Genomic DNA, 25,045 nt, shown 5'->3' on the forward strand with positions numbered 1-25,045 from the left:
TTAGTATAAGTCTACTCCCCTTTCAGGATAGGCAAACAGATCTGATATTTCACAGCCAATGCGCGTACCACAAAAATGCAACAGCCACTGATGACCTGTGTTAAAGCAGCATCAACACCCAGACGGTCGAGTCCCCAATAAATGACTCCGCCAATAACGCATGCCATGGCATAAATCTCTTTACGGAAAATCAACGGAATCTCGTTGATAAACACATCGCGGATTACGCCACCGGCCGCTCCGGTCATTGTTCCCATAATGATGGCCACCCAAAAGGCATAGCCCAAATCGATCGTTTTGCTGATACCAACTACCGTAAATAATGCAAGCCCAATGCTATCGAAGATAAAAAACGTGTTGTGCATATGAATCAGATGCTTCCGGAAAAAGATAACCCACAGAAGGGCCAGCGCCGAACAGATAAGATAAATGGGATTCGTCATCCAGAACGGAGTAACGTCCAGCAATACGTCACGTATAGTACCACCGCCAATGGCAACAGCCACACCGGCTACATAAGCACCAAACCAGTCAAACTGTTTGGCAGATGCAAGACGAATGCCACTAATGGCAAAAGCAAATGTCCCGATAAACTCCAGAATCTGGATAAAGGTCGGAATCTGAAAGATTGTTGGCATATATCAAGTTTTTTGTGTGCAAAGAAACAAATAATTCCGCAAGAAAGTGTACATTTGTTCCTTGAAAATTGTAAGAATACGAAGATGAAGATAACGATTGTTGCCGGGGCTCGCCCTAACTTTATGAAAATCGCCCCTATCACCCGGGCTATCGATGCCGCTAAGGCACAAGGTAAACGCATTTCTTATCGCCTGGTTTACACAGGGATAGAGAATGACACCAGTCTGGATGCATCCTTATTTGCAGATCTGCATATGAAAGCTCCCGATGCCTATCTGGGCGTAAACGGCAATAACCCTACAGAACTTACTGCGGGAATAATGATCGCCTTTGAACGTGAACTGACGGAAAACCCTACGCACGTAGTTCTGGTAGTCGATGACCTCACTGCAACTATGAGTTGTGCGATCGTAGCCAAAAAACAAAATATAAAAGTGGCACATCTCGTAGCCGGCACCCGTTCGTTCGATATGTCCATGCCCAAAGAAGTCAATCGTATGATAACAGACGGACTTTCCGACTATCTGTTCACAGCCGGCATGGTGGCCAATCGCAACCTGAATCAGACAGGAACAGAAAATGAAACAGTCTACTATGTAGGCAACATCCTGATCGATACAATACGGTATAACCGCAACCGCCTGATAAAGCCAATATGGTTCTCTGTCCTGGGACTGAAAGAGCATGAGTACATCCTGCTGACCCTCAACCGCCATGTGCTGCTGAACAACAAAGAAAATCTGCGGAAATTGATAGAGACCTTACTTGAAAAGGCAAACGGCATGCCGATTGTGGCACCACTGCACACTTATGTACGCAATGCGATCAAAACTCTCGACATCACAGCTCCTAACCTGCACATCATGCCCACACAAAGCTATCTCTCTTTCGGGTATCTGATGAACCAGGCAAAAGCCATTATAACAGATTCAGGCAATGTGGCGGAAGAAGCGACCTTCCTGGGAATTCCCTGCATCACCCTCAACACCTATGCCGAGCATCCGGAAACCTGGCGCACAGGCACCAACGAACTGGTTGGTGAAGATCCGGCAGCATTGGTTGCCAGTATGGATAAACTGATGAACGGAGAATGGAAACAAGGCACCCTGCCCGAACGCTGGGACGGACGGACCGCAGAACGAATTGTACAAATATTATTGGGGGAATAATGCCGGATTCCCCCTCCTTACAGGACTCAAAAGATACACAAAAAAGGTTATATAGTCCGTTCAATCAAAAGGAATTTATTACCTTTGCAGTCTCACGATGAGATGAAGTGTGTATGAAACAACAATATTCTAAACTATTAATAGTAGTCTTCCTTATCCTCTCTGCACCACAGGCTTTTGCACAGTTGAAGGGAGTAATCACTGATTCTATTTCACATGAGCCGCTAATGTACATTTCCGTTTTCTATGAAGGAAAAGGCGTAGGCGGTATATCCAATGCTAACGGAGAATATCAGGTAGAAACCCGCAAAGGTTGGAACGAACTGACCTTCTCTGCAGTGGGGTATATCACCAAGAAAGTGAAAATTCCGGCAGGTGCCAAAGAACTGAATGTGGTGCTCTCACCAGATGATGTCACGCTGGACGAGGTGGTGATAAAACCTAAAAAAGAAAAGTATTCCCGGAAAAACAATCCCGCTGTGGAGTTCATGCGAAAGGTCATCGACCACAAGAAAGCTCAGAAGCTGGAAACCAACGACTATTATCAGTACAACAAGTATCAGAAGATGAAGATGTCACTCAATGACGTGACACCCGAAAGCCTTGAAAAAGGAATCTATAAAAAGTTTTCTTTCCTCAAAGACCAGGTTGAGGTTTCGCCTGAAACCAACAAACTGATTCTGCCTATTTCGGTGCAGGAAACGTCTTCCAAAACCATTTACCGGAAGGACCCGGAAAGCAAAAAGACCATAATCGAAGGTATGAACTCCAATGGCGTGGAAGAATTCTTCTCAACAGGTGATATGCTGGGTACTATCCTCAATGATGTATTTGCCGATATCAATATCTATGATGATGATATCCGCCTGTTGCAACGCCGTTTCGTAAGCCCAATCGGAAGCGGAGCCATCTCTTTCTATAAATTCTACCTGATGGACACTGTGATGGTGGATAAAGATAAATGCGTGCATCTCACCTTCGTCCCACAGAACTCTCAGGACTTCGGATTCACCGGACACCTGTATGTACTGGACGACTCTACCTATGCAGTGAAAAAGTGCACCATGAATCTGCCTAAAAAGACAGGAGTAAACTTTGTAGAAAATCTGGACGTCGTACAACAATATGAACAGCTTCCCAATGGCAACTGGGTGCTGACAGACGACGATATGACTGTGGATCTTTTAGTCATGAAAGCTATTCAGGGCATCCAGGTAAAACGAACAACCAAATATAGCAATTATGTCTTCGACCCCATCGAGCCACGACTTTTCCGTTTGAAAGGAAGTGTGATCAAAGAGGCGGACATGCTGACCAAAAGTGACGAGTATTGGGCCGGAGTACGCCAGGTGCCTCTAACAAAGACCGAGAGCAGCATGGATCTTTTCATGAACCGGCTGGAACAAATACCCGGATTCAAATATGTGATATTCGGAGCAAAAGCGTTGATAGAAAACTATGTGGAAACCGGGACCAAAGAACATCCGAGTAAGTTTGACTTCGGACCGATCAACACCATGATATCGAGCAATTATGTGGATGGTACCCGTTTCCGTCTCAGCGGCATGACTACCGCCAAGCTGAATCCCCACTGGTTCTTCAATGGATACGGAGCGTACGGACTCAAAGATAAAAAATGGAAATATGAAGGTAATGTGACCTACTCTTTCCGCAAATGTGAATTCTTCCCCTGGGAATTCCCGAAGCATTACATCTCGGCCTCCTACCGCTACGACGTCATGTCGCCAATGGATAAGTTCCTCGACACGGATAAGGATAACGTATTCGTAGCGTGGAAAACCACGACCGTCGACCAGATGTCATACGTACGGGACGCCACACTGAGATATGAAATGGAGACTTTATCGGGTTTCTCGGTTGCGGCCATGGCGCGACACCGGGAAGATACTCCGGCAGGCAAGTTGCAATACATCCGCAATGATGCTGCCAAAACCATCGTACCCGATATAACTACCGCCGAATTGGGGCTGACCTTACGTTATGCGCCGGGCGAGACCTTCGTCAATACAAAGCAACGCCGTCGTCCGGTATCGCTGGATGCTCCCATCTTCACCCTCTCCCACACTACCGGATTTAAAGGTGTTTTAGGAGGAGAATATAATTTCAACCTGACGGAGGCAAGTATCTGGAAGCGCTTCTGGCTCTCGTCCTGGGGTAAAGTAGATGTTACCTTAAAAGGAGGTGCACAATGGAATACCGTTCCGTTCCCATTACTTATTTTGCCAGCCGCCAACCTATCGTATATCACACAGAAAGAAACGTTCAACCTGATCAATAATATGGAGTTCCTCAACGACCGTTATGCATCGCTGGCACTCACATATGACATGAATGGTAAACTTTTCAACCGCATCCCGCTGATTAAGAAACTGAAGTGGAGAGAAGTATTCCGTTTCCGCGCTCTATACGGCAACCTGACAGATAAAAATAACCCGTTTAAGAGCAATAATCCGGAACTGTTTGATTTCCCGCAACGGGACGGCAGCTACACCAGCTATGTGATGGATCCGAAAGTACCTTACCTGGAAGCCAGTGTGGGCATTTACAACATCTTTAAATTGTTGCATATCGAATACGTACGCCGTCTGACTTACCTGAACCACCCGGGAATCAACAAACAAGGTATCCGGTTTATGATTCAGGTAGTATTCTGATCCGCCTATCTATCATTCACACTATAAAACCTCAATACGATGAATTTCACAGTACACACCTGCAATGGCATGAAGCTATGGTTGGTTTTTCTTATGTTAAGCAGTGCAATCCATGTTTGCCGGGCGGATTCCCCACGACAAACCATCAACTTCAACCGGGAATGGAAATATTGCCGGGGAGACTTCAAGAGTGCTTCCCGACCGGATTTTGACGACTCCGACTGGGAAAGGACGGGACTTCCCCACTCTTTCAGTACTCCATACTTCATGTCGAAAGATTTTTATGTAGGTTACGGATGGTACCGCAAAGCCTTTCCGATAAAGAAAGAAGTGCTTGGCAAAAGGAGCTTTCTTGAATTCGACGGTGTATTTCAGGAAGCAGAAGTTTTTGTGAACGGACATCGGGCAGGAACCCACCAAGGAGGATATACCGGATTTTCCATTGATATATCGAACTATCTGAAAGAAGGAAAAAACCAGATAGCGGTTCGGGTTAACAACTGCTGGCGACCTGACCTCGCTCCACGTGCAGGCGAACATGTATTCAGCGGAGGCATTTACAGGAACGTACGTTTAGTGATCAAAGAACCGACCTATATCGATTGGTATGGCACATTGGTCACCACACCGGACTTAGGAGAAAAAAAGGGAAAGTCAGGGAGCGTCCACATACGGACAGATGTATGCAATCGTTCCGGAAAAACAGAAACTTACCGACTTCTGACCACTGTTATCGATCCCCGAGGCAAAGAAGCGGCTTCTGTTTCTACATCACAATCATTGCCGGACAACGCAACCTACACATTTGAGCAGCAAACCCGCGAGATTCAGGCACCGGAGCTGTGGCATCCCGATCATCCTGCACTTTACAAGGTGGTCAGCTCGCTTTACCACGGAGAAAAATTGATAGACCGCTATGAAACGTCTTTCGGATTCCGCTGGTTTGAATGGACACCGGACCGGGGATTCTTCCTGAACGGGGAACATTATTATTTTAAGGGAGCCAATGTTCATCAGGATCATGCCGGATGGGGAGATGCCGTGACCGAAACCGGTATGCGAAGAGATATCCGTCTGGTAAAAGAAGCCGGCTTCAACCTGATACGAGGTTCGCATTACCCCCATTCACCGGCTTTCTCACAAGCATGCGATGAAATAGGTATGCTATTCTGGGCAGAGAATGCATTTTGGGGAATCGGAGGTCACAAAGGAGATGGCTACTGGAACGCAAGTGCATATCCCGTAAATGAAGCAGACAGGGCAGGATTTGAGAGCAGTGTAAAAGCCCAACTGAAAGAATTGATCCGCATCCACCGCAACCATCCTTCTATTGTTGTATGGAGTATGAGTAACGAACCGTTCTTTACCGCACCCGAAACGATCGACCCGATGCGCAAGTTACTGTCAGAAACCGTCAAACTCTCCAAGCAACTCGATCCAACCCGTCCGGCGGCCATTGGCGGTGCTCAACGTCCGTTGGGAGAGAAACGAATTGACAAGTTGGGTGATATAGCCGGATATAACGGTGACGGTAGCTACATCCCCGAGTTTCAGCAACCGGGCATACCGACGGTAGTTTCAGAGTATGGCAGCACGACAGCCGACCGTCCGGGAGAGTACGATCCGGGCTGGGGAGACTTGGCAAAGAATAATGCGCAAAATGGCTTTGCCTGGCGTAGCGGACAAGCCATCTGGTGCGCATTCGACCACGGGAGTATAGCCGGAAGTGCTCTTGGGAAAATGGGAATTATCGATTATTTCCGGATTCCCAAACGTGCCTGGTATTGGTACCGCAATGCCTACAAAGGGATTGCTCCGCCGAAGTGGCCAGAGGCAGGAACACCTGCACGCATTGCCCTGACAGCCGATCAAACGAACCAGATAAAGACAGACGGGACAGATGACGTTATGTTGTCGGTAACCATTCTGGATGCAGACGGTAAACCGGTCAACAATTCTCCGGCAGTCAGCCTCAACATCATATCCGGTCCGGGAGAGTTTCCTACCGGTACCTCGATCCTATTTGAAAAAGAGAGTGATATCCGTATTCTCGATGGAAAAGCCGCGATTGAATTCCGGTCATACTATGCCGGAGAAACCGTGATACGGGCTACCTCGCCGGGGCTCGAGCCTGCCGAGATCACACTCCGGTTCATCGGAAGCACTCCCTATACCGAAGCCTGTAAAGTGAAAGACCGACCTTATACACGTTTTGAGGTTCAGGATAAAACAGATAACCTGCAAACCTTCGGGCCCAATAATCCGACCTTCTGCAGTTCATCGGCCGACGGACACTCGTCCGCATTTGCTGCCGATGGAGATGGAGCCACCTATTGGCAAGCTGCCGGCAACGACCCGGAACGCTCCTGGACATTGGACACAGAGAAAGGTTTGTCCATACGCCACATCCGAATCGCATTTCCGGATACGGACCATTACCAATACAAAGTGGAGGCATCGATGGATAGAGAACACTGGACACTTATTCCGGATCAGACCAACTATAAACAAAACGAGAACATTCGGATGATCCAGGTTGTTCCGGGTATACAGGGACGTTTCATACGTATCAGTTTCATCGGAGAAAAAGCCGCTATCACAGATGTACAGGTGATGGGGACGGTGATCGACTAATAAACAGATTCATTACAAATAGATATGCAACCATTAGCGGAAAGGCTACGGCCAAAGACATTAGATGATTATATCGGTCAGAAACACCTTGTGGGACCGGGTGCTATCTTGCGCAAGATGATTGATGCAGGGCGTATCTCTTCATTTATCCTGTGGGGGCCTCCGGGAGTCGGTAAAACAACACTGGCCCAGATAATAGCCAATAAACTGGAAACCCCTTTTTATACACTGAGTGCCGTAACATCGGGCGTAAAAGACGTACGCGAAGTGATAGATCGCGCCAAAAGCAACAAATTCTTCACTCAGTCCAGCCCCATCTTGTTTATCGACGAAATACACCGATTCAGCAAATCTCAGCAGGACTCGTTGCTGGGAGCTGTCGAGCACGGAACAGTTACTCTGATAGGTGCCACCACGGAAAACCCGTCTTTTGAGGTAATCCGCCCACTCCTCTCCCGTTGCCAGCTCTATACACTGAAGTCTCTAGAAAAAGAGGACCTGCTGGAATTGCTTCAACGTGCCATCACTACCGATACCGTACTGAAAGAACGTAAAATAGAACTGAAAGAAACCAGTGCCATGCTTCGTTTTTCGGGAGGCGATGCCCGCAAGCTGCTGAATATACTGGAACTCGTAGTAGAGTCGGAAACGGAAGAGACCGTAGTTATCACTGACGATCTGGTAACCGAACGCTTACAGCAGAATCCGCTGGCTTATGATAAAGACGGCGAAATGCATTACGATATTATTTCGGCATTTATTAAATCGATCCGGGGCAGCGATCCCGACGGTGCCATTTACTGGCTGGCACGTATGGTAGAAGGAGGAGAAGACCCGGCATTCATTGCCAGGCGTCTGGTCATCTCGGCTTCGGAAGACATTGGCCTGGCCAATCCGAATGCACTGCTATTGGCTAATGCCTGTTTTGACACGTTGATGAAAATAGGCTGGCCGGAAGGAAGAATCCCATTGGCGGAAACCACCATTTATCTGGCAACCAGCCCTAAAAGCAACTCAGCCTACAATGCTATCAACGATGCACTGGCATTGGTGCGCGAAACCGGCAACCTACCGGTACCTCTGCACCTGCGCAATGCTCCCACCAAACTGATGAAGCAGTTAGGATATGGCCAGGAATATAAATATGCCCATAATTATGAAGGTAATTTCGTAAAACAGCAATTCCTGCCGGACGAAATCAAGAATAAGCAAATATGGCAGCCCCAACACAACCCGGCTGAACAGAAACATGCCGAACGAATGAAACAACTCTGGGGAAATGAAAAGAACTATTAAACACCTGTAATTGTTTTATTAGATAAAGAGTTATTAATTCAGTATTCAAGTACACAAACTTAATACTTAACACCTAATAATTTATGAAAATAGTAGTTTTAGACGGTTATGCCGCCAACCCCGGAGATCTGAACTGGGATGAATTGAGAACTTTAGGTGAGTGTGAAATCTATGATCGCACAGCCCCCGAAGAGGTGCTTACACATGCGAAGGACGCCGAGGCCATCCTTACCAACAAAGCCGTGATCACCGCAGAGCACATGGCCTCTTTGCCTAACCTGAAGTATATCGGCGTAATAGCCACCGGATATAACATTATTGATATTGCGGCAGCCAAAGAACGCGGTATTGTGGTTACCAACATCCCGGCTTACAGCACTCCATCCGTCGGACAGATGGTTTTTGCCCATATCCTGAATATCACTCAGCGAGTGCAACACTATGCAGACGAAGTGCGTGGAGGGCAGTGGACCCGGAATCAGGATTTTTGTTACTGGGATACCCCGCTTATAGAGCTGTTAGGAAAGAAAATCGGTCTTATCGGACTGGGACAGACCGGATATAATACAGCCCGTATCGCAATCGGGTTCGGAATGAAAGTGTGGGCCTATACCTCCAAGTCACGGCTTCAGTTGCCTCCCGAAATCAGAAAAGCGGAACTCGACCAGATTTTCCGTGAATGCGACATCGTCAGTCTGCATTGTCCGTTAACGGAATCAACCCGTGATCTGGTTAATGCCCGCCGCCTTGAACTGATGAAACCAAACGCCATCTTAATCAACACCAGTCGCGGCCCTTTGATCAATGAACAAGACCTGGCAGACGCCCTGAATAATTATAAGATTTATGCTGCCGGATTGGATGTACTCTCCACCGAGCCTCCACGTGCGGACAACCCATTGCTGACTGCCAGAAATTGCTATATCACCCCGCATATAGCCTGGGCTACTTCCGCCGCCCGTGAACGTCTGATGACCATTCTGGTTGACAACCTGAAAGCATACATCGGTGGAAAACCCATAAACAACGTAGCCAAATAAAGTCAGATATCAAAAAAGACAGGAATACTATCGGGATTCAAAATATATCCCGATAGTTTCTTCAACTCTTCTTCCGCATCCATCACTGCACAAGAATAACCGGCAACTGACATCATCGGCCAATCGTGCATCGTATTACCTACCACCAGAATCTCCCGCAAAGAGATTCCCAACCTCGAACATAGAGTCATCAGTCCATTCTTTTTTCCCGCCCTGCTGTCCACCACTGTCAGCAACCGGCCTTCCTGATACAGTTGATATGCCTCCCCCTCCAATCCGGCCGACAACCGAGTAGCTTCCCGGACAGTAGACGCAAGCACGGCATACTTAAAGATTTCCCCTTTCCAAGTATAACGAGTGATCCGGCAACCGGGGAAATCAAGAGCCACAGGATGTTCAACCGGAACACATTCAACGGTATCTTCATAACACAGAAAGCCCCCATCGGCAAAAACCCCTCCCGAAAACAAGTCGAACACATCACCAAGCCGCTTCTTGGCGTGTGCCATCGGCAAGGCAGTACTCAGGTACAGAGGTAAGCGACCGGACATATATTTTAGTGCAGAAACGGTACGCCCGGGAATCCTCCCCTGCACATCTGTCAATGTACCGTCAATATCAAAGAATACAGCCCTGACCTTTTTCCTCTCCGGTATACGCCACAATGCCCCTTCTCCCATCATTCTTCTCAGAGGCGTATCCCGCAGATTGCTGAAAGCAATATAGCAATCGCATACTTTACGGAGACAAGAAGGCTGAAGGAGCGAAGCAGAATCATCGTAGAAATTCCCTGTCCGCACCCCACTTCTCGGGCAGGCATACATCCCCCCTTCCCGGTCAACAAACAGACTCTCTCTGCCTCCGGAACAATTATTCAAACATGCTTTTGCGTTCCGCCGATCATAATCGAACAGATTATCCATCTCGTTAAAAAAACGGACATCTTCCTCCGAAAGCGGCTTCCGTAAACCTTGCATTGCGTTCACAAACAAGTAAACCGACGGATCCAGCAGCAGCCTCAACCTCCGGATCTGTTCCTTTGCCGAAGGATCACCAACCACTCCCGCACAGACCTCAATACCAGCCGCATGCAGTTTTTCTATTTTAGACGCAAAATCTGTGACATCCGCCATCTCAGGATGGTAGCTCCCCCAGAATTTGATTTTGGTGACATCTGCCCGAGCCTCTTCAACTTCATCCAGAAAACGGGAAACTGAAAAGGACAGGTTGGTCTGACAAGAAACCCCGGCCACATGGGGCATGGCAGCCAGACGAATGATACCTTCTCTGTAATACCGATGTATCATCGCTTCTCCATAAGGGATAATCAGAATACGCAACGCCCCATGCTTCCACTGACCGATACGTGAAATAAAACGGTGCAGCGCTTCCCGGTCACCGTCCGTATCGGCAGATGCGGATTTCCTGCCAAACGGACAATACGAACATGTATAGTTGCAATATTCCAGACTGCCCCTATAATAGATATTCCGGATAGTACTCAAAGCCCCCATCGTGCAAAGTTGATCAAGGATATATATACTCGGACATCAGTCTCCTTACGGCAGGTGAAACAAAAGACTGGCCGATGTAATCGGAGTAGGCCATTCCTTCCTCCGTAAGAAGCAGAACCCGGTTTTTCTCTTCAATCCACCCCCGGTCTGTAAATTCCCGGAAGAGCGTTCTGTCCGGCTCCTTACCAAAACGTTGTTCATACTCCGCCGTGTCCAGCCCCCGATAATACATCAGGTTCTTTATAATAAACCTTATTTGTACCTCTTCCGCGGAAAGCAAATAACCATTGGTTACCGTCAAAAAATCAGCAGTCCGGATATAACGGTCTATCTCTCCGGCTATGGCTTCCTGCCGCACAGCGTATGGAGTGGCATAATGTAAATTTCCCAGATAGCTCCGTCCCCCGGAACCACAGGACAGCATGGTTTCATCGCCACAGGAGAACTCCAGTTCCACTGTTTTCCGTTTAACAAAGCGACGCATGGAAGTCTGCACAAATCCCTGCTCCACCAACAGTTCACGAGCTGACCTGTAAATAGCATAACACATGTCATCCGTTGAGCGTACATCGATACGTGTACCCGGCCGGACATAAAGAGGATAAATAAATAATTCGTCGGGGCGATAAGTAAGCGCAGTGGTAAGCGAGTGAATAAAGCTATCCACCGTCTGTCCCTCAATGCCATAAATCAGGTCGAGGTTCAACTGCGGGAAGTCCGCTTCCCGAATATTTTGAAGTGCATCGATCACGGTAGCAAGCACAGGCCTCCTTTTCAGTTTTTTCAACTCCGCATCATTGAAACTCTGTACACCCATGCTCAACCGTTCCACCCCCCTCGTCCGCAATTGCCGCAAAACTTTCTTGTCGGCATACTCCGGTGAAGTTTCGATGGAAGTGAATACCTCCGAAGGACGTACGCCGAACAGCTCGGCTATGCAAAACAGTTCATCCAACTGTTTTTCGTTCAGAATAAGCGGAGTACCTCCCCCAACTGCAAACGAAGTAAATTTCAGATCTTGTGCCGCCACGGACAACTGTTCTGCCTGACGGCGCATCGTACGGAGATATGCCGAGATACGCCCTCCATCACAGCTCTGCTGTGAAAACAGATTGCAATAACCGCACTTATGGGCACAGAAAGGGATATGAAAATATAGACTTGCCTGCCCCCCTGCCAACCGTTCAAAATAAGGGGCAAGAGAGACCGGAGGATTAAAAGTACGGTAAGCCGTCTTATGCGGATAACTGTACATATAGCTGATATATCGTGAAATCTGCTGCTGATCGTTCATTTTCTGAGAATAAAATGTTTATAAGGCACCGTATATACCTTCTCGTGGGAAATGCAGTGATACTCGTAACCGTCCTCACCATAACAGGTGCCATGATCGGACAAAGCAATGACCAATGTATCCGAACGTCTTCTGAAAGCCTCGAACAAGCGGGGCAACTGACTGTCAACGTATCGTAAAGCCGCAGCATGCGACTCTTTGTCGTCTTTCTTCTTACCCTCTACATAATGGCAGTTGGGATAATGGATGGCCGAGAAATTGATATACATGAATACTCTCCGGTCCGCCGGATACTTTTCCAGTTTACTGACAGCAAAGTCCACCTGATTGGCGGCACTGTTCTTATCCGTGCAGCCAAAAGCAGGCAGCCAGTAACTTTTATTGAAATAACCGGGAAATACCCTTCCGATGTCATTCCGTTTACTGAAAAAGCTGACTCCGCCGATACAGATGGTTTCATAACCGATATTGGACAGGCTCTGTACGAATGTAGCTTCTTTAAAAGCATAACTGCCCTCCGGAGGTATGCGCCCCGTGCCGGCCTGAAAAGGGAAAAAAAGCCACTTCCGGCTGCGCAACACATGGGGTTCGGCAGGTGAAGGCAAGAATCCGGCAAAAATGGCGAAATGCGAGGGATAGGTAAAATTGCCGGGAGCATGCCTCTTCTCCCAGCCACTGCCATAGCTATTCAGTACGGGAGTTCCCCCGGAAGCCTCTTCGACCACACTGACGTCATAGCGCAAGGTGTCGAAACAGAGCATCAGTATGTCATGCGTGCCCACAATTCCATTCATATCTATATCCGGTTTCCGGTCTTGCTTACCGGATGGCAGTTCATCTATTTCCATTGAAAAGTGATTCTATCGTTCTTATCTGATTGGTGTATATCTTATTCTCCGTAAACATATCCTGATAGATATGATCTCCCTGTCCGTTCACCTCTATAATATAAGGTGTATCCGTGTTCCGTGCAATCAGCACATCTATGCCTGCATACCGCAGTCCCAGAGCCCGCGTGGCGGCAATGCTCCGGCAAAAAAGCTCCTCACGGACGGAAGGTGCAAGCGAAAGCTCTCCGAACAGCCTTGCTTTGTTGTTCAGATGAAGATTGGTTATGGCACCTTTGCTACAACGTACCACGACATAGTCGACTTCATCTTCCCTACAGACAACACGCAAGTCATAATTCTCCCCTTCCAGTTTTTCTTTTACCATCCACTCTTCAAGGACAGCTCCGCATCGCATGACTTCTTCTGCCAGCACAGCAATCTCTTTCCGGTTTGTCAACCGGCAGATACGTTTTTCATTACAAGCATGATCTCCCGCCCAACGCATAGTCGTATAAGCCACCCATTCGTCCCGGCGATGATTGTATCTGACAGCCATTACCCCTCCGGCTCCGGAGCCATAGCGAGGTTTAAGAAACCCTCCCCTCTTCTGCCGGTAAAGCAGTTCGGCCAGTTCATCAAAAGTGCGTAGTGCCGCCGAGAGCAACGGGGTTGTTTTCAAGCTTGCCCCGGCCAGTTTCTGCTGAGTGCGGACCTTATCCAAAGCACAGAGAATTGCACTCGGCTCGTTCAGAATATGCACGCCCTCCGGTCTATCCACAGCGGCTAAGCGCCTCAACATTTCCCTGTAATCCCGGCAAAGCGAATTGTATTTCCGGAAGTCCGTTTCCTGAAACACCGGAGGTTCCAGCTTCACAACCGTATCACGATACTCCGGAAGAGTAGCCATCAACTCATCGTATGTGACAAAGCAGGTATCCGCCCCGAGGCTTCTACCCGCTTTGATAAAGTAGTCCGTACGTTTTGAAGTCGAATTACTGACAACACATATCTTCATTCATTTACTCCGTAATCATTGGGAAACTGTAATCATCATCATACTCTTGTGAGTCGGAAACGTCGATCTTCACCGGCAGTGCCTTCTGCAACTCCTTTTTCATCTCGTCACTCAGGTAATTGTATTTCATATTGATAAACTTCAAGTGGCTGATCTTGTCCACATGATCCAGCAACAGTTGTGCTCCCTTGTCTGTCAATACTCCGGCAGAGATATCCATCGTCTCCAGTTGCGGAAGAATATCCGATTCGAGGAACATCTCCACAACAGCATCTTGTTCTTCCGCATCGACAATGCCCAGCCATTTCAGTTTAGGAAAACGGTCTTTGGAGAAGAGAGGCTTGAATACAGCCAGATCACCCTCAAATCCGTAGTCTTCCACTCCTACATAAAGGACCAGCTTTTCAAGGTTAGAGAGGTCGGATCCCAGAATGTCCTCCACCACCGAATCGGGCAGGCCACCACTGATAATCTCAAGTGACTTCAGGTTAGGACGAGGTTTCTTGCCAATGCTCAGATTATTGGTGCCTTTAATCTTGAGATTGTTCAGCAAGGGCATCACGTCCAACACCGGACCTAAATCCACCTGCTCAATCCAGGAAATCTCCTGTTCTTCAGAATCCATGTCTCCCCAGAACAAGCCCTCAAGATGGGCAAACTTTTCCTTGTTCGCCACAATGCCGTCGGCAATAGCCGAGCAGTCCTCTCCGTCATACCCCCAACAGCCGATCGTGATCTGCCTGAGCGACGGCAGCTTTTTATCCTTCAATATCCTATCCATCAAGTTCACACCTTCTTCTGCCTCGTCATAGCTCAGCGCATACTTTTTAGCTTCCACCTTCATTTCCTTGGTAACCTCTTCCCGGGTTTCCACATATCCTTTCTTCGTCTTCTCCGCCACTAATTTGGCAGCGGCCTTTTCGGCCTCTTCGACCGACGAGAAATTCTTTACTTGTGTTTGTCCGTCTGTTCCCAACTTGCCATAGTTCACAACAACATCGGTTCCCCGAACATCGATGCTCCAGAACTTCTGAGACTTAAAGTCTTGAAATACAAATACTCGTTTCATAGTATGTCTGTTTAATTACTGATAAAAACAATGCTTATCCGCCTTCGTTTGTCAAGAGCAGATAAGCATCGCTACAAAAGTAATAAAATTCCGATATCCTGTACTTCTATCTGATAAAAATCTTAGTAGGCATGTCCGCCTTCGTCCATTTCCTTTGCATCGATCTTACGATTGTCGATGCTGCGCCAGGCGTAGAAGATGTAGGCGATGACAAACGGAACCAAGATAGAAACGTAAGCCATGGTTTTCAGCGTAAACTGGCTGGAACAACTGTTGGCAAGGGTGAGAGAGCTTTGTATATCCGTGTAAGACGGATAATAAGCTGTATTGTTATATCCGGCAGTAAGCAACAGTGCCAGGACGGTGAGTACCGTACCAATGCCGGCAAACCAGATCCCTTTATCGAATGTCTTCTTCAACATTGTTTTGCCAATGCCGAACAGCACCAGCACAACCCCTGCAAGGAATATAATCAGCACTACCGGCATTTCGATAAAGTTATTGAAATACTTATAAGGTTCCATATAGATCTCCTTTGTTTCCGGATTGACAGCATATCCGTCGGCCAACAAAGTGCGGATCACAAAAGTTAGGAAGAACACCAGAAACAGAGCTGTATTCGCAATCAACGAACGACGGCACTTGCCGACGAGTTCCTTATCGGCTATGTTATTGATGAAATAGAGAGCTCCCAGGATGCGTGCCAGAAAAAACACGGCCAGTCCCAGAATCACATTCCAGATATTGGTCAGCGCATCGAGCCCATGCCAGCCGTTGCCCCAATGGCTGATGACAGGCATAATCTCGTTCACCATATTGCCCTTATTGATATAAAAATCGGACCCTGTGAAGAAGGTAGCTACCGCACCTCCCAAGAGCAGAGGGCCGACCACACCGTTGATCACCAGAAAAGTCCGGTAAGTCTTCTTCCCGAGCAGGTTGCCCGCTTTGCTCTGAAATTCGTAGCTGACAGCCTGCAATACGAAGCTGAAAAGAATGATCATCCAAAGCCAATAGGCGCCGCCGAAACTGGTACTGTAGAACAGAGGAAATGAAGCAAAAAACGCGCCACCGAAAGTGACCAGTGTGGTAAACGTAAATTCCCACTTACGTCCGGTGGAATTTACCATCATCTTGCGATGCTCCTCCGTTTTACCCAAACAAAACAGCAGAGAGTTGCCACCCTGCACAAACAGCAAGAATACGAGTATAGCCCCGAGCAGTGAGACTACCAGCCACCAATATTGTTGTAGAAAAATGTATGTACCCATAGTTTAAATGATTAATGGTTCGTGATTAATGATTAGCCGCCGGTCCCTTCTTGATCTCCCGGACCATGATGCCGATTTCCGCAATCAGCATTACCGTAAACAGAATAAGGAATATGAAGAATGTGGCCTGTACAGAGCCTACATCCAACTTTGAGATGGCTGCCGACGTGGGCAGCATGTCCCGTATCGCCCAAGGCTGGCGACCACATTCGGCCACTACCCATCCTGCCTGTCCGGCAATGTAAGCAAACGGAATGGTCCATAGTCCGATGTATTGCATCCATCGCATTTGCGACAGGTCTTTCTTATAGACAAAGAAGAGAATCGCAATGAAGAACAGGATAAAGTATCCACCCAAGATCACCATCACGCGGAAAGCATAAAAGTTGAGCGGCACATTGGGAACCAATTGGTTCACATCCTTAATATACCCATAACCAAAATAGGCAACATTCTCTTTCAACGTGGCGGATGCCTGCTGCATAGCAGCCTCGTCACCGTCTTTTTTAGCCTCACGATAAGTGCCCAATGCAGTAATCGCTTTTTTACCCCGTTCTATTTTCTCGGCAGCCGAAAGCGCTTTCGTGCCGTCTTTCAGTTCGTATCCCCCCTCAATGATGTTTTTGATGCCCGGCACAAAAGCATCTGCTTTACGCTCGGCCAGGAAGGAGAGCATCTTTGGAATCTCTATACGGAACAAAAACGGATTCTGACCGTCGTCATAAGTCTTCTTATCAGGATTCAGCACCCCGACAGCTACCAGCCCGGCTCCGTTCTGTCCTTCGTAATATCCTTCTACCGCTGCCAGTTTCATCGGCTGTGTTTGCGCAACGGCATAACCGGAACCGTCGCCGGTCCACACCGTCAGCACCGAAGCTACCAACCCGAAGATGGCACCAATCTTAATGCTGGCTATGGCAAACTCCTTGTCTCTCTTCTTCAGCAAGAACCAGCAACTGATGCCTATCACGAAAACAGCTCCCAGCACCCAACTCGAGAGCACCGTGTGGCAAAATTTATTAACGGCGACAGGCGAAAAGGCAACTGCCATGAAATCGACCATCTCGTTGCGCACTGTATCGGGATTGAACTCCATACCTACCGGATGCTGCATCCAGGCATTGGCTACCAGAATCCACCAGGCGGAGATCGTAGCTCCCAGTCCTGTGAGCCAGGTAGAAGTCAGGTGGAAACCTTTGCTGACCTTATCCCACCCGAAAAACATGACGGCAATAAACGTGGCCTCCATAAAGAAAGCCAAAATGCCCTCGATGGCAAGCGGCGCGCCAAAAATATCACCTACAAACCAGGAATAGTTACTCCAGTTGGTTCCGAACTCAAACTCAAGGATCAGTCCCGTGGCTACACCTACGGCAAAGTTGATACCGAAAATCTTCATCCAAAACTTGGCTGTCCGTTTCCAGAACTCATTGCCTGTTTTATAATAAAGGGTTTCCATGATACCCATAACGACTGCCAAGCCGAGAGTGAGCGGCACAAAAATCCAATGGTACATGGCTGTCAGAGCAAATTGGGCTCTCGACCAGTCAATAAGTGAAGTGTCAATACTTTCAATCATATCATTAGTAGTTAGAGTTAAACTTCAGCCGTTTATTGCCCGCGTTGTATCAGTTCGCCTGCAACGTATTCTTCCTTGTCCTTATCGGTAGGCTGGCTGCTCAGAAAGTTAGGAAAGAAAAAGAGGCGGAGAATGAAGAACATGATGAAGAGTTTCACCAGTATAATCAGCCACAGGGTGCGGCCCAGAGTCATGCTTCGAAAACCTTCGACATAGAAGTTCCAGATATGGAGCAGTGTATTCTTCATAATACAGGGTAATTTTATAACATATCAAAATTAGTGTCTATACAAATAATAACAAAGATAATCTTAAAAATGTTGATGAAACAAGCAAAATAAACGGTTCTTACTCACCACAGAGGACACAGAACGACACAGAATCGAATCTAAGTTTCTGATTATTACAAAGATAGTCAGGCAGCCACTCTGATAAATCATAGGAATGGGATTGCCCACATTGGCACGGTCATCGTTCAGCGAAGTGGAGGGCACTTCGATTCCTTCCATCTCCCGTAAACCGAAATTGGTCTTCTGCAGCATTTCCACCAGGAAAGCAGGGGTTCCGCCGGTGAACCAATAGTCGCCAAACGAGTTTATCGTACTCGTCGATAAGCAGTTTTTCGAAACTTTGTATCCCTATCGGGAGTTTCCGCAACGGAATGGTTACGGGTGTATTCATGACTCTATTGTGTTTTTAGATACGTGCAAAGATAACATTTTACGACGGATACCCATCCGGGCACCCCCTCACCGACAGCCGGGCTACACCCCACCGACAGCCGGGCTACACCCCACCGACAGCCGGGCTACACCTCACCGACAGCCGGGCTACACCTCACCGACAGTCAGGGACCAGATCTCTGACAGCCGGAGGCCCTTATTTTCCGATCGCCACTTCTTCCGGACACTCCAAGCAAGTGAGGTAGACAAGAGATAGATCTGCAATCCTCCCGCCAATGCCTCGTACCGATAGGGATATGCCCGATACAGCATTGCCTGTCGATCCGCGTTTCGTCCATCCTTATCCGCCGGTCTGTCCGGAAGCCAAACAAAGATTGTATGTTCTCCCCAACAACGGCAGTGGTGGCAGCAATGGCGGCGGCAACAGGAACAAGCACGGAGGTTTCGCTTTTACTCTTTTCTGTTGTTTCTGTTGTTGTATTGTATTGTTCTGTATTGTTCTGTATTGTATTGTAGGTTTTTCTGGGTTTTTCTTCCTCAGCCACAGCAAGTTGCAAAGGTTCTTCCGCAACAGGTTCCGTAACCTCTTCCATCACTTCCGGAATCACATTATGCACAGTACGAGCCACCTTTGGCGGACGTCCTCCTTTCGCTCCATTACGACGGCTGCTTGCACATCTCCGGTCCATAGGTTCCATCACTCGGTCCAGATAAAAAGAATGAAACTCCGGCTCCTCTCCTTCACCAAAATCAAAAAGCCCGAAGTTGAGCAGCACATCTCTGAACAACTCAACAGTACCGTTATTGCAACGCGCCAACTGGCTCAATAAGGAAGGTCTGTAACACGTCGTATAGGCAGGCTGATGACGCAAGTAGATCAGAATTGCCATATAGGCTCCCACTCCTCCCGGTCCGAGAGCTTCTATCAAGTCTCCCACTTCCCGTGTGTTCAGGAAATCTTTCTCAAGAATAAAAAATTGTTTTCTTTCCATTTGTTTTTGAGTTTAATTCACCACGGAGGACACAGAGAACACAGAGAGTATCTTTCTCTTAAACATCTTAATAAACAAGAGATTAAAACTCTGTGTCCTCCGTGTACTCTGTGGTGAATCGTATTCATTTCTATACAGTTCATCGTTCTAAACGTTCCGGCTTACAAAAGTAAATATTTACCTTTTAAGAAGTGTGACCTGACAGGTCACACTTCTATCAAAGTTCCTGAAACACACCTCCTTTTTACCTGTGAGGGCAGTTACCGGTCACCGGGACATTTCCCACTCAGGAAATCTTAAAAAAGATTCTCTGTGGAACTCTGTGTCACTCCGTGGTAAACTTCATTCATCGATTATAGTTCATCTTTTATCGTTAAAACCTCCGCTCCCGTCTATCGCTTTTGCGCCTCTTTCTTATACGCTGTACCTTTGTTTCAGTAAAATCAAAGAACCAAGCGTATGACAAACGTAAAAAGAATCACCCTGATAGCCCTCTGCCTGGCAGCCACCCTGCCCGAAGGCGGATTGTGGGCGCAACAAACCGGAACCTCCGGGCAAATGCAGGCCAGCGACTCGGTGGCAATACCTGCCCGGTGGGACCTGCAAAGCTGCATCGATTATGCTTTGCAGCAAAACATCAGCATCCGTCGCAACAGAATCAACGCACAAAGCACACAGGTGGACGTGAAGACAGCCAAAGCGGCCCTCTTCCCCAGCCTTTCATTCTCCAGCAGCCAGAATCTGGTGAACCGCCCCTATCAAGAGTCGAGCAGCATCATCAGCGGATCGGAAGTGCTGAAGAGCAGCAACAAGACAACCTACAACGGAAACTACGGGCTGAATGCACAATGGACCGTATACAACGGCAGCAAACGCCTGAAGACCATCGAGCAGGAAAAACTCAACAACCGGGTGGCGGACCTCGACGTGGCTACTTCGGAGAATGACATCCGGCAGTCCATCGCCCAGACCTACATACAAATACTGTATGCGGCCGAGTCGGTGAAGGTGAACGAAAACACCCTGCAAGTATCCGAAGCCCAGCGGGACCGCGGCAAGCAACTGCTGGATGCGGGAAGCATCGCCCGGAGCGACTATGCCCAACTGGAAGCACAAGTCAGCACCGACCGCTATCAACTGGTCACGGCACAGGCCACGCTTCAGGATTATAAACTGCAACTGAAACAACTGCTCGAACTGGACGGCGAACAGGAGATGCAGATATATCTGCCTGTGCTGGGTGACGAAAATGTACTGTCGCCCCTGCCCACCAAAGCAGACGTGTTTCAGGCTGCCGTGGCCCTACGGCCGGAGATCGAGGCAAGCAAACTCAGTGTGGAGGCTTCGGAACTGGGCATCGGAATAGCCCGGTCGGGATATCTGCCCAGCGTCAGCCTGACAGCCGGAATAGGGACAAACCATACGAGCGGAAGCGACTTCACCTTCGGGGAACAGGTGAAAAACGGATGGAATAACTCCATCGGACTCAGCATCAGCGTACCTATCTTCAACAACCGGCAGACGAAAAGCGCCGTAGAAAAGGCCAAACTTCAGTATCAGACCAGCCAACTGACGCTGCTCGATGAACAGAAAACTCTGTATAAGACCATCGAAGGGTTGTGGCTCGATGCCAACAGCGCACAACAACGCTATGCGGCAGCTGTAGAAAAGTTGCGCAGCACGCAGACCAGCTATGAACTGATCAGCGAACAGTTTAATGCCGGCATGAAGAATACGGTAGAACTGCTTACGGAGAAGAACAATCTGCTGCAAGCACAGCAGGAGTTGCTACAGTCCAAATATATGGCCATTCTGAACACTCAACTGCTGAAGTTCTATCAGGGAGACGAGTTGACAGGACTCACCGCAGAGAACAAAAACATTTAATACGTATAAACGATATGAATAAGAAAAAGATCATCCTTATCGCCGCAGGCATCGTCGTACTGGCAGGCGGAGGGCTTTGGCTCTTCGGAAGCCCGACGGCCAAGCACAAAGTGACCTATACCACGGCGACCGTGAGCAAAGGCGAGATATCCGAATCGGTGACCGCCACAGGAACCATCGAACCGGTAACGGAAGTGGAAGTCGGTACACAGGTATCCGGAATCATCGACAAAATCTATGTGGACTATAATGCGGCAGTGACCAAAGGACAGTTGATTGCCGAGATGGACCGCGTGACGTTGCAGAGTGAACTCGCTTCACAACGCGCCACTTACAATGGAGCGAAAGCGGAATACGAATATCAGAAGAAGAACTATGAACGCAGCCGGGGACTGCACGAAAAGGCGCTGATCAGCGATACCGACTACGAGCAGTCGCTCTACAACTATGAAAAGGCAAAAAGCTCGTTCGAGAGCAGCCAGGCTTCGTTGGCCAAAGCGGAACGCAACCTGTCGTATGCCACCATCACTTCACCGATCGACGGCGTGGTCATCAGCCGCGATGTGGAAGAAGGACAGACCGTAGCTTCGGGATTTGAAACACCGACCCTATTCACCATTGCCGCCGACCTGACTCAGATGCAGGTTGTGGCCGATGTGGATGAAGCCGACATAGGCGGTGTGGAAGAAGGACAACGGGCTACATTCACCGTAGATGCCTACCCGAACGACGTATTCGAAGGAACGGTCACGCAAATCCGACTGGGAGACGCAAGCAGCACCAGCACGAGCAGTACGTCGACCACTGTAGTCACTTACGAAGTAGTGATCTCCGCCCACAATCCGGACTTGAAGTTGAAACCCCGCCTGACAGCCAATGTCACCATTTATACCCTGGACCGCAAAGACGTGCTCTCCGTGCCCGCACGCGCACTGCGCTTCACCCCGGAAAAGCCTCTGATAAGCGACAAGGATGTGGTAAAAGACTGTGAGGGCGAACATAAACTGTGGACACGTGAAGGAAATACATTCACGGCACATCCCGTACAGACAGGTATCACCAACGGTATCAATACCGAAATCACCGGAGGAGCCTCCGAAGGAATGGTAGTAGTGACCGAAGCAACCATCGGAAGCATGCCCGGTGGAAACGTAGCACCCGAAGCCGGACCGGACGGTGGCGGAGAGCAAAGCCCGTTCATGCCAAGCCACCCGGGCAGTAAGAAGAAAGGAAAATAAGTATGAGCAAAACAGTCATCGAACTTCAGAACATCAAACGCAACTTCCGGGTGGGAGACGAAACGGTACATGCGCTGCGCGGAGTTTCGTTCACCATCACCGAAGGGGAGTTTGTCACCATCATGGGTACTTCCGGTTCGGGAAAGTCGACGTTGCTAAACACGTTGGGTTGCCTCGACACACCCACCAGTGGAGAATATCTGCTGGACGGTATCTCGGTGCGTACCATGAGCAAGCCGCAACGCGCCGTATTGCGCAACCGCAAGATAGGCTTTGTCTTTCAGAGCTACAACCTGCTGCCGAAGACGACCGCCGTGGAGAATGTGGAGCTCCCGCTGATGTACAACTCGGGAGTCAGCGCCTCCGAACGGCGCCGGCGGGCCATCGAAGCCCTCCGCGCGGTAGGGTTGGGCGACCGGTTGGAACATAAATCCAACCAAATGTCCGGCGGACAAATGCAGCGTGTAGCCATCGCCCGCGCGTTGGTCAACAATCCGGCAGTCATCCTCGCGGATGAAGCGACGGGTAACCTCGATACACGCACCTCTTTTGAAATTCTGGTGCTGTTTCAGAAACTGCATGCCGAGGGGCGTACCATCATCTTTGTGACGCACAACCCGGAAATAGCCCAATACAGCAGCCGCAACATTGTGCTGCGCGATGGGCAGGTCAAGGATGATAGTGTCAACCCGAACATTCTTTCGGCAGCCGAGGCACTGGCCGCACTGCCTGTACAGGAAGAATAATACTGTGTAGAAATGAATACAACTCACCACAGATTACACGGATTCTCACAGATTAGTAATTTATTTTACTGAGAGTTAAACTAAAATATCTGTGTAATCTGTGGTGAACTCAAAACCATTACCATTATGAATGGAACCAATTTATTTAAAATAGCCCTGCGTGCCCTGAACAACAACAAGCTGCGCGCATTCCTTACGATGCTTGGAATCATTATCGGTGTGGCATCTGTCATCACCATGCTCGCCATCGGACAGGGATCAAAGAAAAGCATTCAGGCACAAATCTCCGAAATGGGCTCCAATATGATCATGATCCATCCGGGAGCAGATATGCGCGGAGGAGTCCGTCAGGACCCCAGTGCCATGCAGACACTGAAACTGACCGACTACGAATCATTGCGGGACGAAACCAGTTTTTTAGCTGCCGTCAGCCCGAATGTTTCCAGCTCCGGTCAACTGATAGCCGGTAACAATAACTATCCGTCATCCGTCAGTGGCGTGGGTACGGACTATCTGGAGATACGCCAGCTCTCGGTCGACAACGGCGAGATGTTCAGCGAAGCCGATATCCAGTCCAGCGCCAAGGTGTGCGTGATAGGAAAAACCATTGTAGACAATCTTTTCCCCGGTGGAGAAGACCCCGTGGGACGCATTGTCCGGTTCAATAAAATCCCGTTCCGCGTAGTGGGCGTACTGAAGTCCAAAGGCTACAACTCCATGGGTATGGACCAGGATGACATCGTACTGGCCCCCTACACCACCGTGATGAAGCGCCTGCTGGCACAGACCTATCTGCAAGGCATTTACGCTTCTGCCCTCACCGAGGATATGACGGACAATGCCACGGAAGAAATCACAGAACTCCTCCGCCGCAATCATAAACTCAAGGAAGGGGACGATGATGACTTCACCATCCGCAGCCAGCAGGAACTGAGCAGCATGCTCAACTCCACCACCGACCTGATGACCACCCTGCTTGCCTGCATCGCCGGCATCTCGCTTGTGGTAGGCGGAATCGGAATCATGAACATCATGTACGTCAGCGTCACCGAACGTACCCGGGAAATCGGCCTGCGCATGTCAGTCGGTGCACGGGGAATCGACATCCTGAGCCAATTCCTGATAGAAGCCATCCTGATCAGTATCACCGGCGGCCTTATCGGAGTAATCATCGGGTGTGGTGCCAGCTGGCTCGTGAAAAGCGTTGCCCATTGGCCCATCTTCATCCAGCCCTGGAGTGTATTCCTGTCGTTTGCTGTGTGCACCGTCACCGGGGTCTTCTTCGGATGGTATCCGGCCAAGAAAGCAGCCGACCTCGACCCGATCGAGGCAATCCGATACGAGTAATCTATCACAGAGGACACTGAGAACGTAAAGTAAAAAAAAGTATAAAGAACGACGAAAGCCCGATATTCTATCAGTAAAGCCTATGATGCTGATTGCTTTCATTGCCTATTATATATTCTTTATACAT

General features: G+C 48.7%; 19 protein-coding genes and 1 pseudogene. 9 read left to right on the forward strand and 11 right to left on the reverse strand.

Features of this window, described 5'->3' with window-relative positions; genetic code table 11:
- Nucleotides 1-11: 11 nt before the first annotated feature.
- On the reverse strand, nt 12-638 hold the full coding sequence (locus KO473_RS01400; RefSeq protein WP_005776695.1) for a trimeric intracellular cation channel family protein: 627 nt from the start codon (nt 636-638) through the stop codon (nt 12-14).
- Between the two features lie 84 nt (nt 639-722).
- Between KO473_RS01400 and wecB the strand changes: the two genes are divergently transcribed.
- The 5 genes from wecB to KO473_RS01425 all read left to right on the forward strand — a co-directional run bounded on the left by wecB (nt 723) and on the right by KO473_RS01425 (nt 9,453).
- On the forward strand, nt 723-1,808 hold the full coding sequence (gene wecB / locus KO473_RS01405; RefSeq protein ID WP_181996045.1) for a non-hydrolyzing UDP-N-acetylglucosamine 2-epimerase: 1,086 nt from the start codon (nt 723-725) through the stop codon (nt 1,806-1,808).
- A gap of 113 nt (nt 1,809-1,921) precedes the next feature.
- A complete protein-coding gene (locus KO473_RS01410) occupies nt 1,922-4,483 on the forward strand; it encodes a DUF5686 and carboxypeptidase-like regulatory domain-containing protein (protein ID WP_032541386.1) in 2,562 nt (853 codons plus the stop codon).
- Between the two features lie 39 nt (nt 4,484-4,522).
- The gene (locus KO473_RS01415) at nt 4,523-7,117 is read left to right on the forward strand and encodes a glycoside hydrolase family 2 TIM barrel-domain containing protein (protein WP_005819759.1); all 2,595 of its coding nucleotides are present in this window, start codon (nt 4,523-4,525) and stop codon (nt 7,115-7,117) included.
- Nucleotides 7,118-7,141: 24 nt separating this feature from the next.
- Nucleotides 7,142-8,413, forward strand: coding sequence for a replication-associated recombination protein A (locus tag KO473_RS01420; RefSeq protein WP_005808784.1), 1,272 nt, complete (start codon nt 7,142-7,144; stop codon nt 8,411-8,413).
- An 83-nt stretch (nt 8,414-8,496) separates the two neighbouring features.
- Entirely contained in the window at nt 8,497-9,453 is a 957-nt protein-coding gene (locus tag KO473_RS01425; protein WP_005776688.1) for a D-2-hydroxyacid dehydrogenase, read from the forward strand.
- A 2-nt stretch (nt 9,454-9,455) separates the two neighbouring features.
- Here KO473_RS01425 and KO473_RS01430 read toward each other — a convergent pair whose 3' ends face one another.
- From KO473_RS01430 to KO473_RS01475, 10 genes and pseudogenes are all read right to left on the reverse strand, one after another.
- The gene (locus tag KO473_RS01430) at nt 9,456-10,967 is read right to left on the reverse strand and encodes an STM4011 family radical SAM protein (RefSeq protein WP_032540568.1); all 1,512 of its coding nucleotides are present in this window, start codon (nt 10,965-10,967) and stop codon (nt 9,456-9,458) included.
- Nucleotides 10,968-10,980: 13 nt separating this feature from the next.
- Complete coding sequence (locus tag KO473_RS01435; protein WP_065739682.1) at nt 10,981-12,261, reverse strand: STM4012 family radical SAM protein; 1,281 nt, start codon at nt 12,259-12,261, stop codon at nt 10,981-10,983.
- A complete protein-coding gene (locus KO473_RS01440; protein ID WP_122130535.1) occupies nt 12,258-13,109 on the reverse strand; it encodes an STM4013/SEN3800 family hydrolase in 852 nt (283 codons plus the stop codon). The genes KO473_RS01435 and KO473_RS01440 overlap by 4 nt, the downstream gene beginning before the upstream one ends.
- Nucleotides 13,096-14,106: an STM4014 family protein gene (locus KO473_RS01445; protein WP_101603049.1), complete on the reverse strand. Its 1,011-nt coding sequence runs from the start codon at nt 14,104-14,106 to the stop codon at nt 13,096-13,098. The genes KO473_RS01440 and KO473_RS01445 overlap by 14 nt, the downstream gene beginning before the upstream one ends.
- Nucleotides 14,107-14,110: 4 nt before the next feature.
- The gene (locus tag KO473_RS01450; RefSeq protein ID WP_122130536.1) at nt 14,111-15,175 is read right to left on the reverse strand and encodes an STM4015 family protein; all 1,065 of its coding nucleotides are present in this window, start codon (nt 15,173-15,175) and stop codon (nt 14,111-14,113) included.
- A 122-nt stretch (nt 15,176-15,297) separates the two neighbouring features.
- Nucleotides 15,298-16,446 carry a cytochrome d ubiquinol oxidase subunit II gene (gene cydB / locus KO473_RS01455; protein WP_005776682.1) on the reverse strand — a complete coding sequence of 383 codons (1,149 nt, stop codon included), beginning with the start codon at nt 16,444-16,446 and terminating at the stop codon, nt 15,298-15,300.
- A gap of 25 nt (nt 16,447-16,471) precedes the next feature.
- Nucleotides 16,472-18,025, reverse strand: coding sequence for a cytochrome ubiquinol oxidase subunit I (locus KO473_RS01460; RefSeq protein ID WP_065739678.1), 1,554 nt, complete (start codon nt 18,023-18,025; stop codon nt 16,472-16,474).
- 32 nt (nt 18,026-18,057) lie between these two features.
- A complete protein-coding gene (locus tag KO473_RS01465; protein ID WP_005776680.1) occupies nt 18,058-18,273 on the reverse strand; it encodes a DUF4492 domain-containing protein in 216 nt (71 codons plus the stop codon).
- Between the two features lie 162 nt (nt 18,274-18,435).
- Nucleotides 18,436-18,615, reverse strand: a pseudogene (locus tag KO473_RS23305) (AAA family ATPase); the annotation flags it as partial.
- A gap of 257 nt (nt 18,616-18,872) precedes the next feature.
- Nucleotides 18,873-19,700 carry a DUF4373 domain-containing protein gene (locus tag KO473_RS01475; RefSeq protein ID WP_032543899.1) on the reverse strand — a complete coding sequence of 276 codons (828 nt, stop codon included), beginning with the start codon at nt 19,698-19,700 and terminating at the stop codon, nt 18,873-18,875.
- A 459-nt stretch (nt 19,701-20,159) separates the two neighbouring features.
- On the opposite strand from KO473_RS01475, the gene KO473_RS01480 reads away from it, so the two are divergent.
- The 4 genes from KO473_RS01480 to KO473_RS01495 all read left to right on the forward strand — a co-directional run bounded on the left by KO473_RS01480 (nt 20,160) and on the right by KO473_RS01495 (nt 24,918).
- Nucleotides 20,160-21,587 (forward strand): TolC family protein, encoded by a 1,428-nt coding sequence (locus KO473_RS01480; RefSeq protein WP_005808797.1) that lies wholly within the window; start codon nt 20,160-20,162, stop codon nt 21,585-21,587.
- Between the two features lie 14 nt (nt 21,588-21,601).
- Entirely contained in the window at nt 21,602-22,825 is a 1,224-nt protein-coding gene (locus KO473_RS01485) for an efflux RND transporter periplasmic adaptor subunit (protein WP_005808799.1), read from the forward strand.
- Nucleotides 22,826-22,827: 2 nt separating this feature from the next.
- A complete protein-coding gene (locus tag KO473_RS01490) occupies nt 22,828-23,571 on the forward strand; it encodes an ABC transporter ATP-binding protein (RefSeq protein ID WP_005776674.1) in 744 nt (247 codons plus the stop codon).
- A gap of 126 nt (nt 23,572-23,697) precedes the next feature.
- Nucleotides 23,698-24,918, forward strand: coding sequence for an ABC transporter permease (locus KO473_RS01495; RefSeq protein WP_005776673.1), 1,221 nt, complete (start codon nt 23,698-23,700; stop codon nt 24,916-24,918).
- Nucleotides 24,919-25,045: the final 127 nt, after the last annotated feature.

The sequence above is a fragment of the Bacteroides sp. HF-4919 genome, assembly GCF_018860125.1.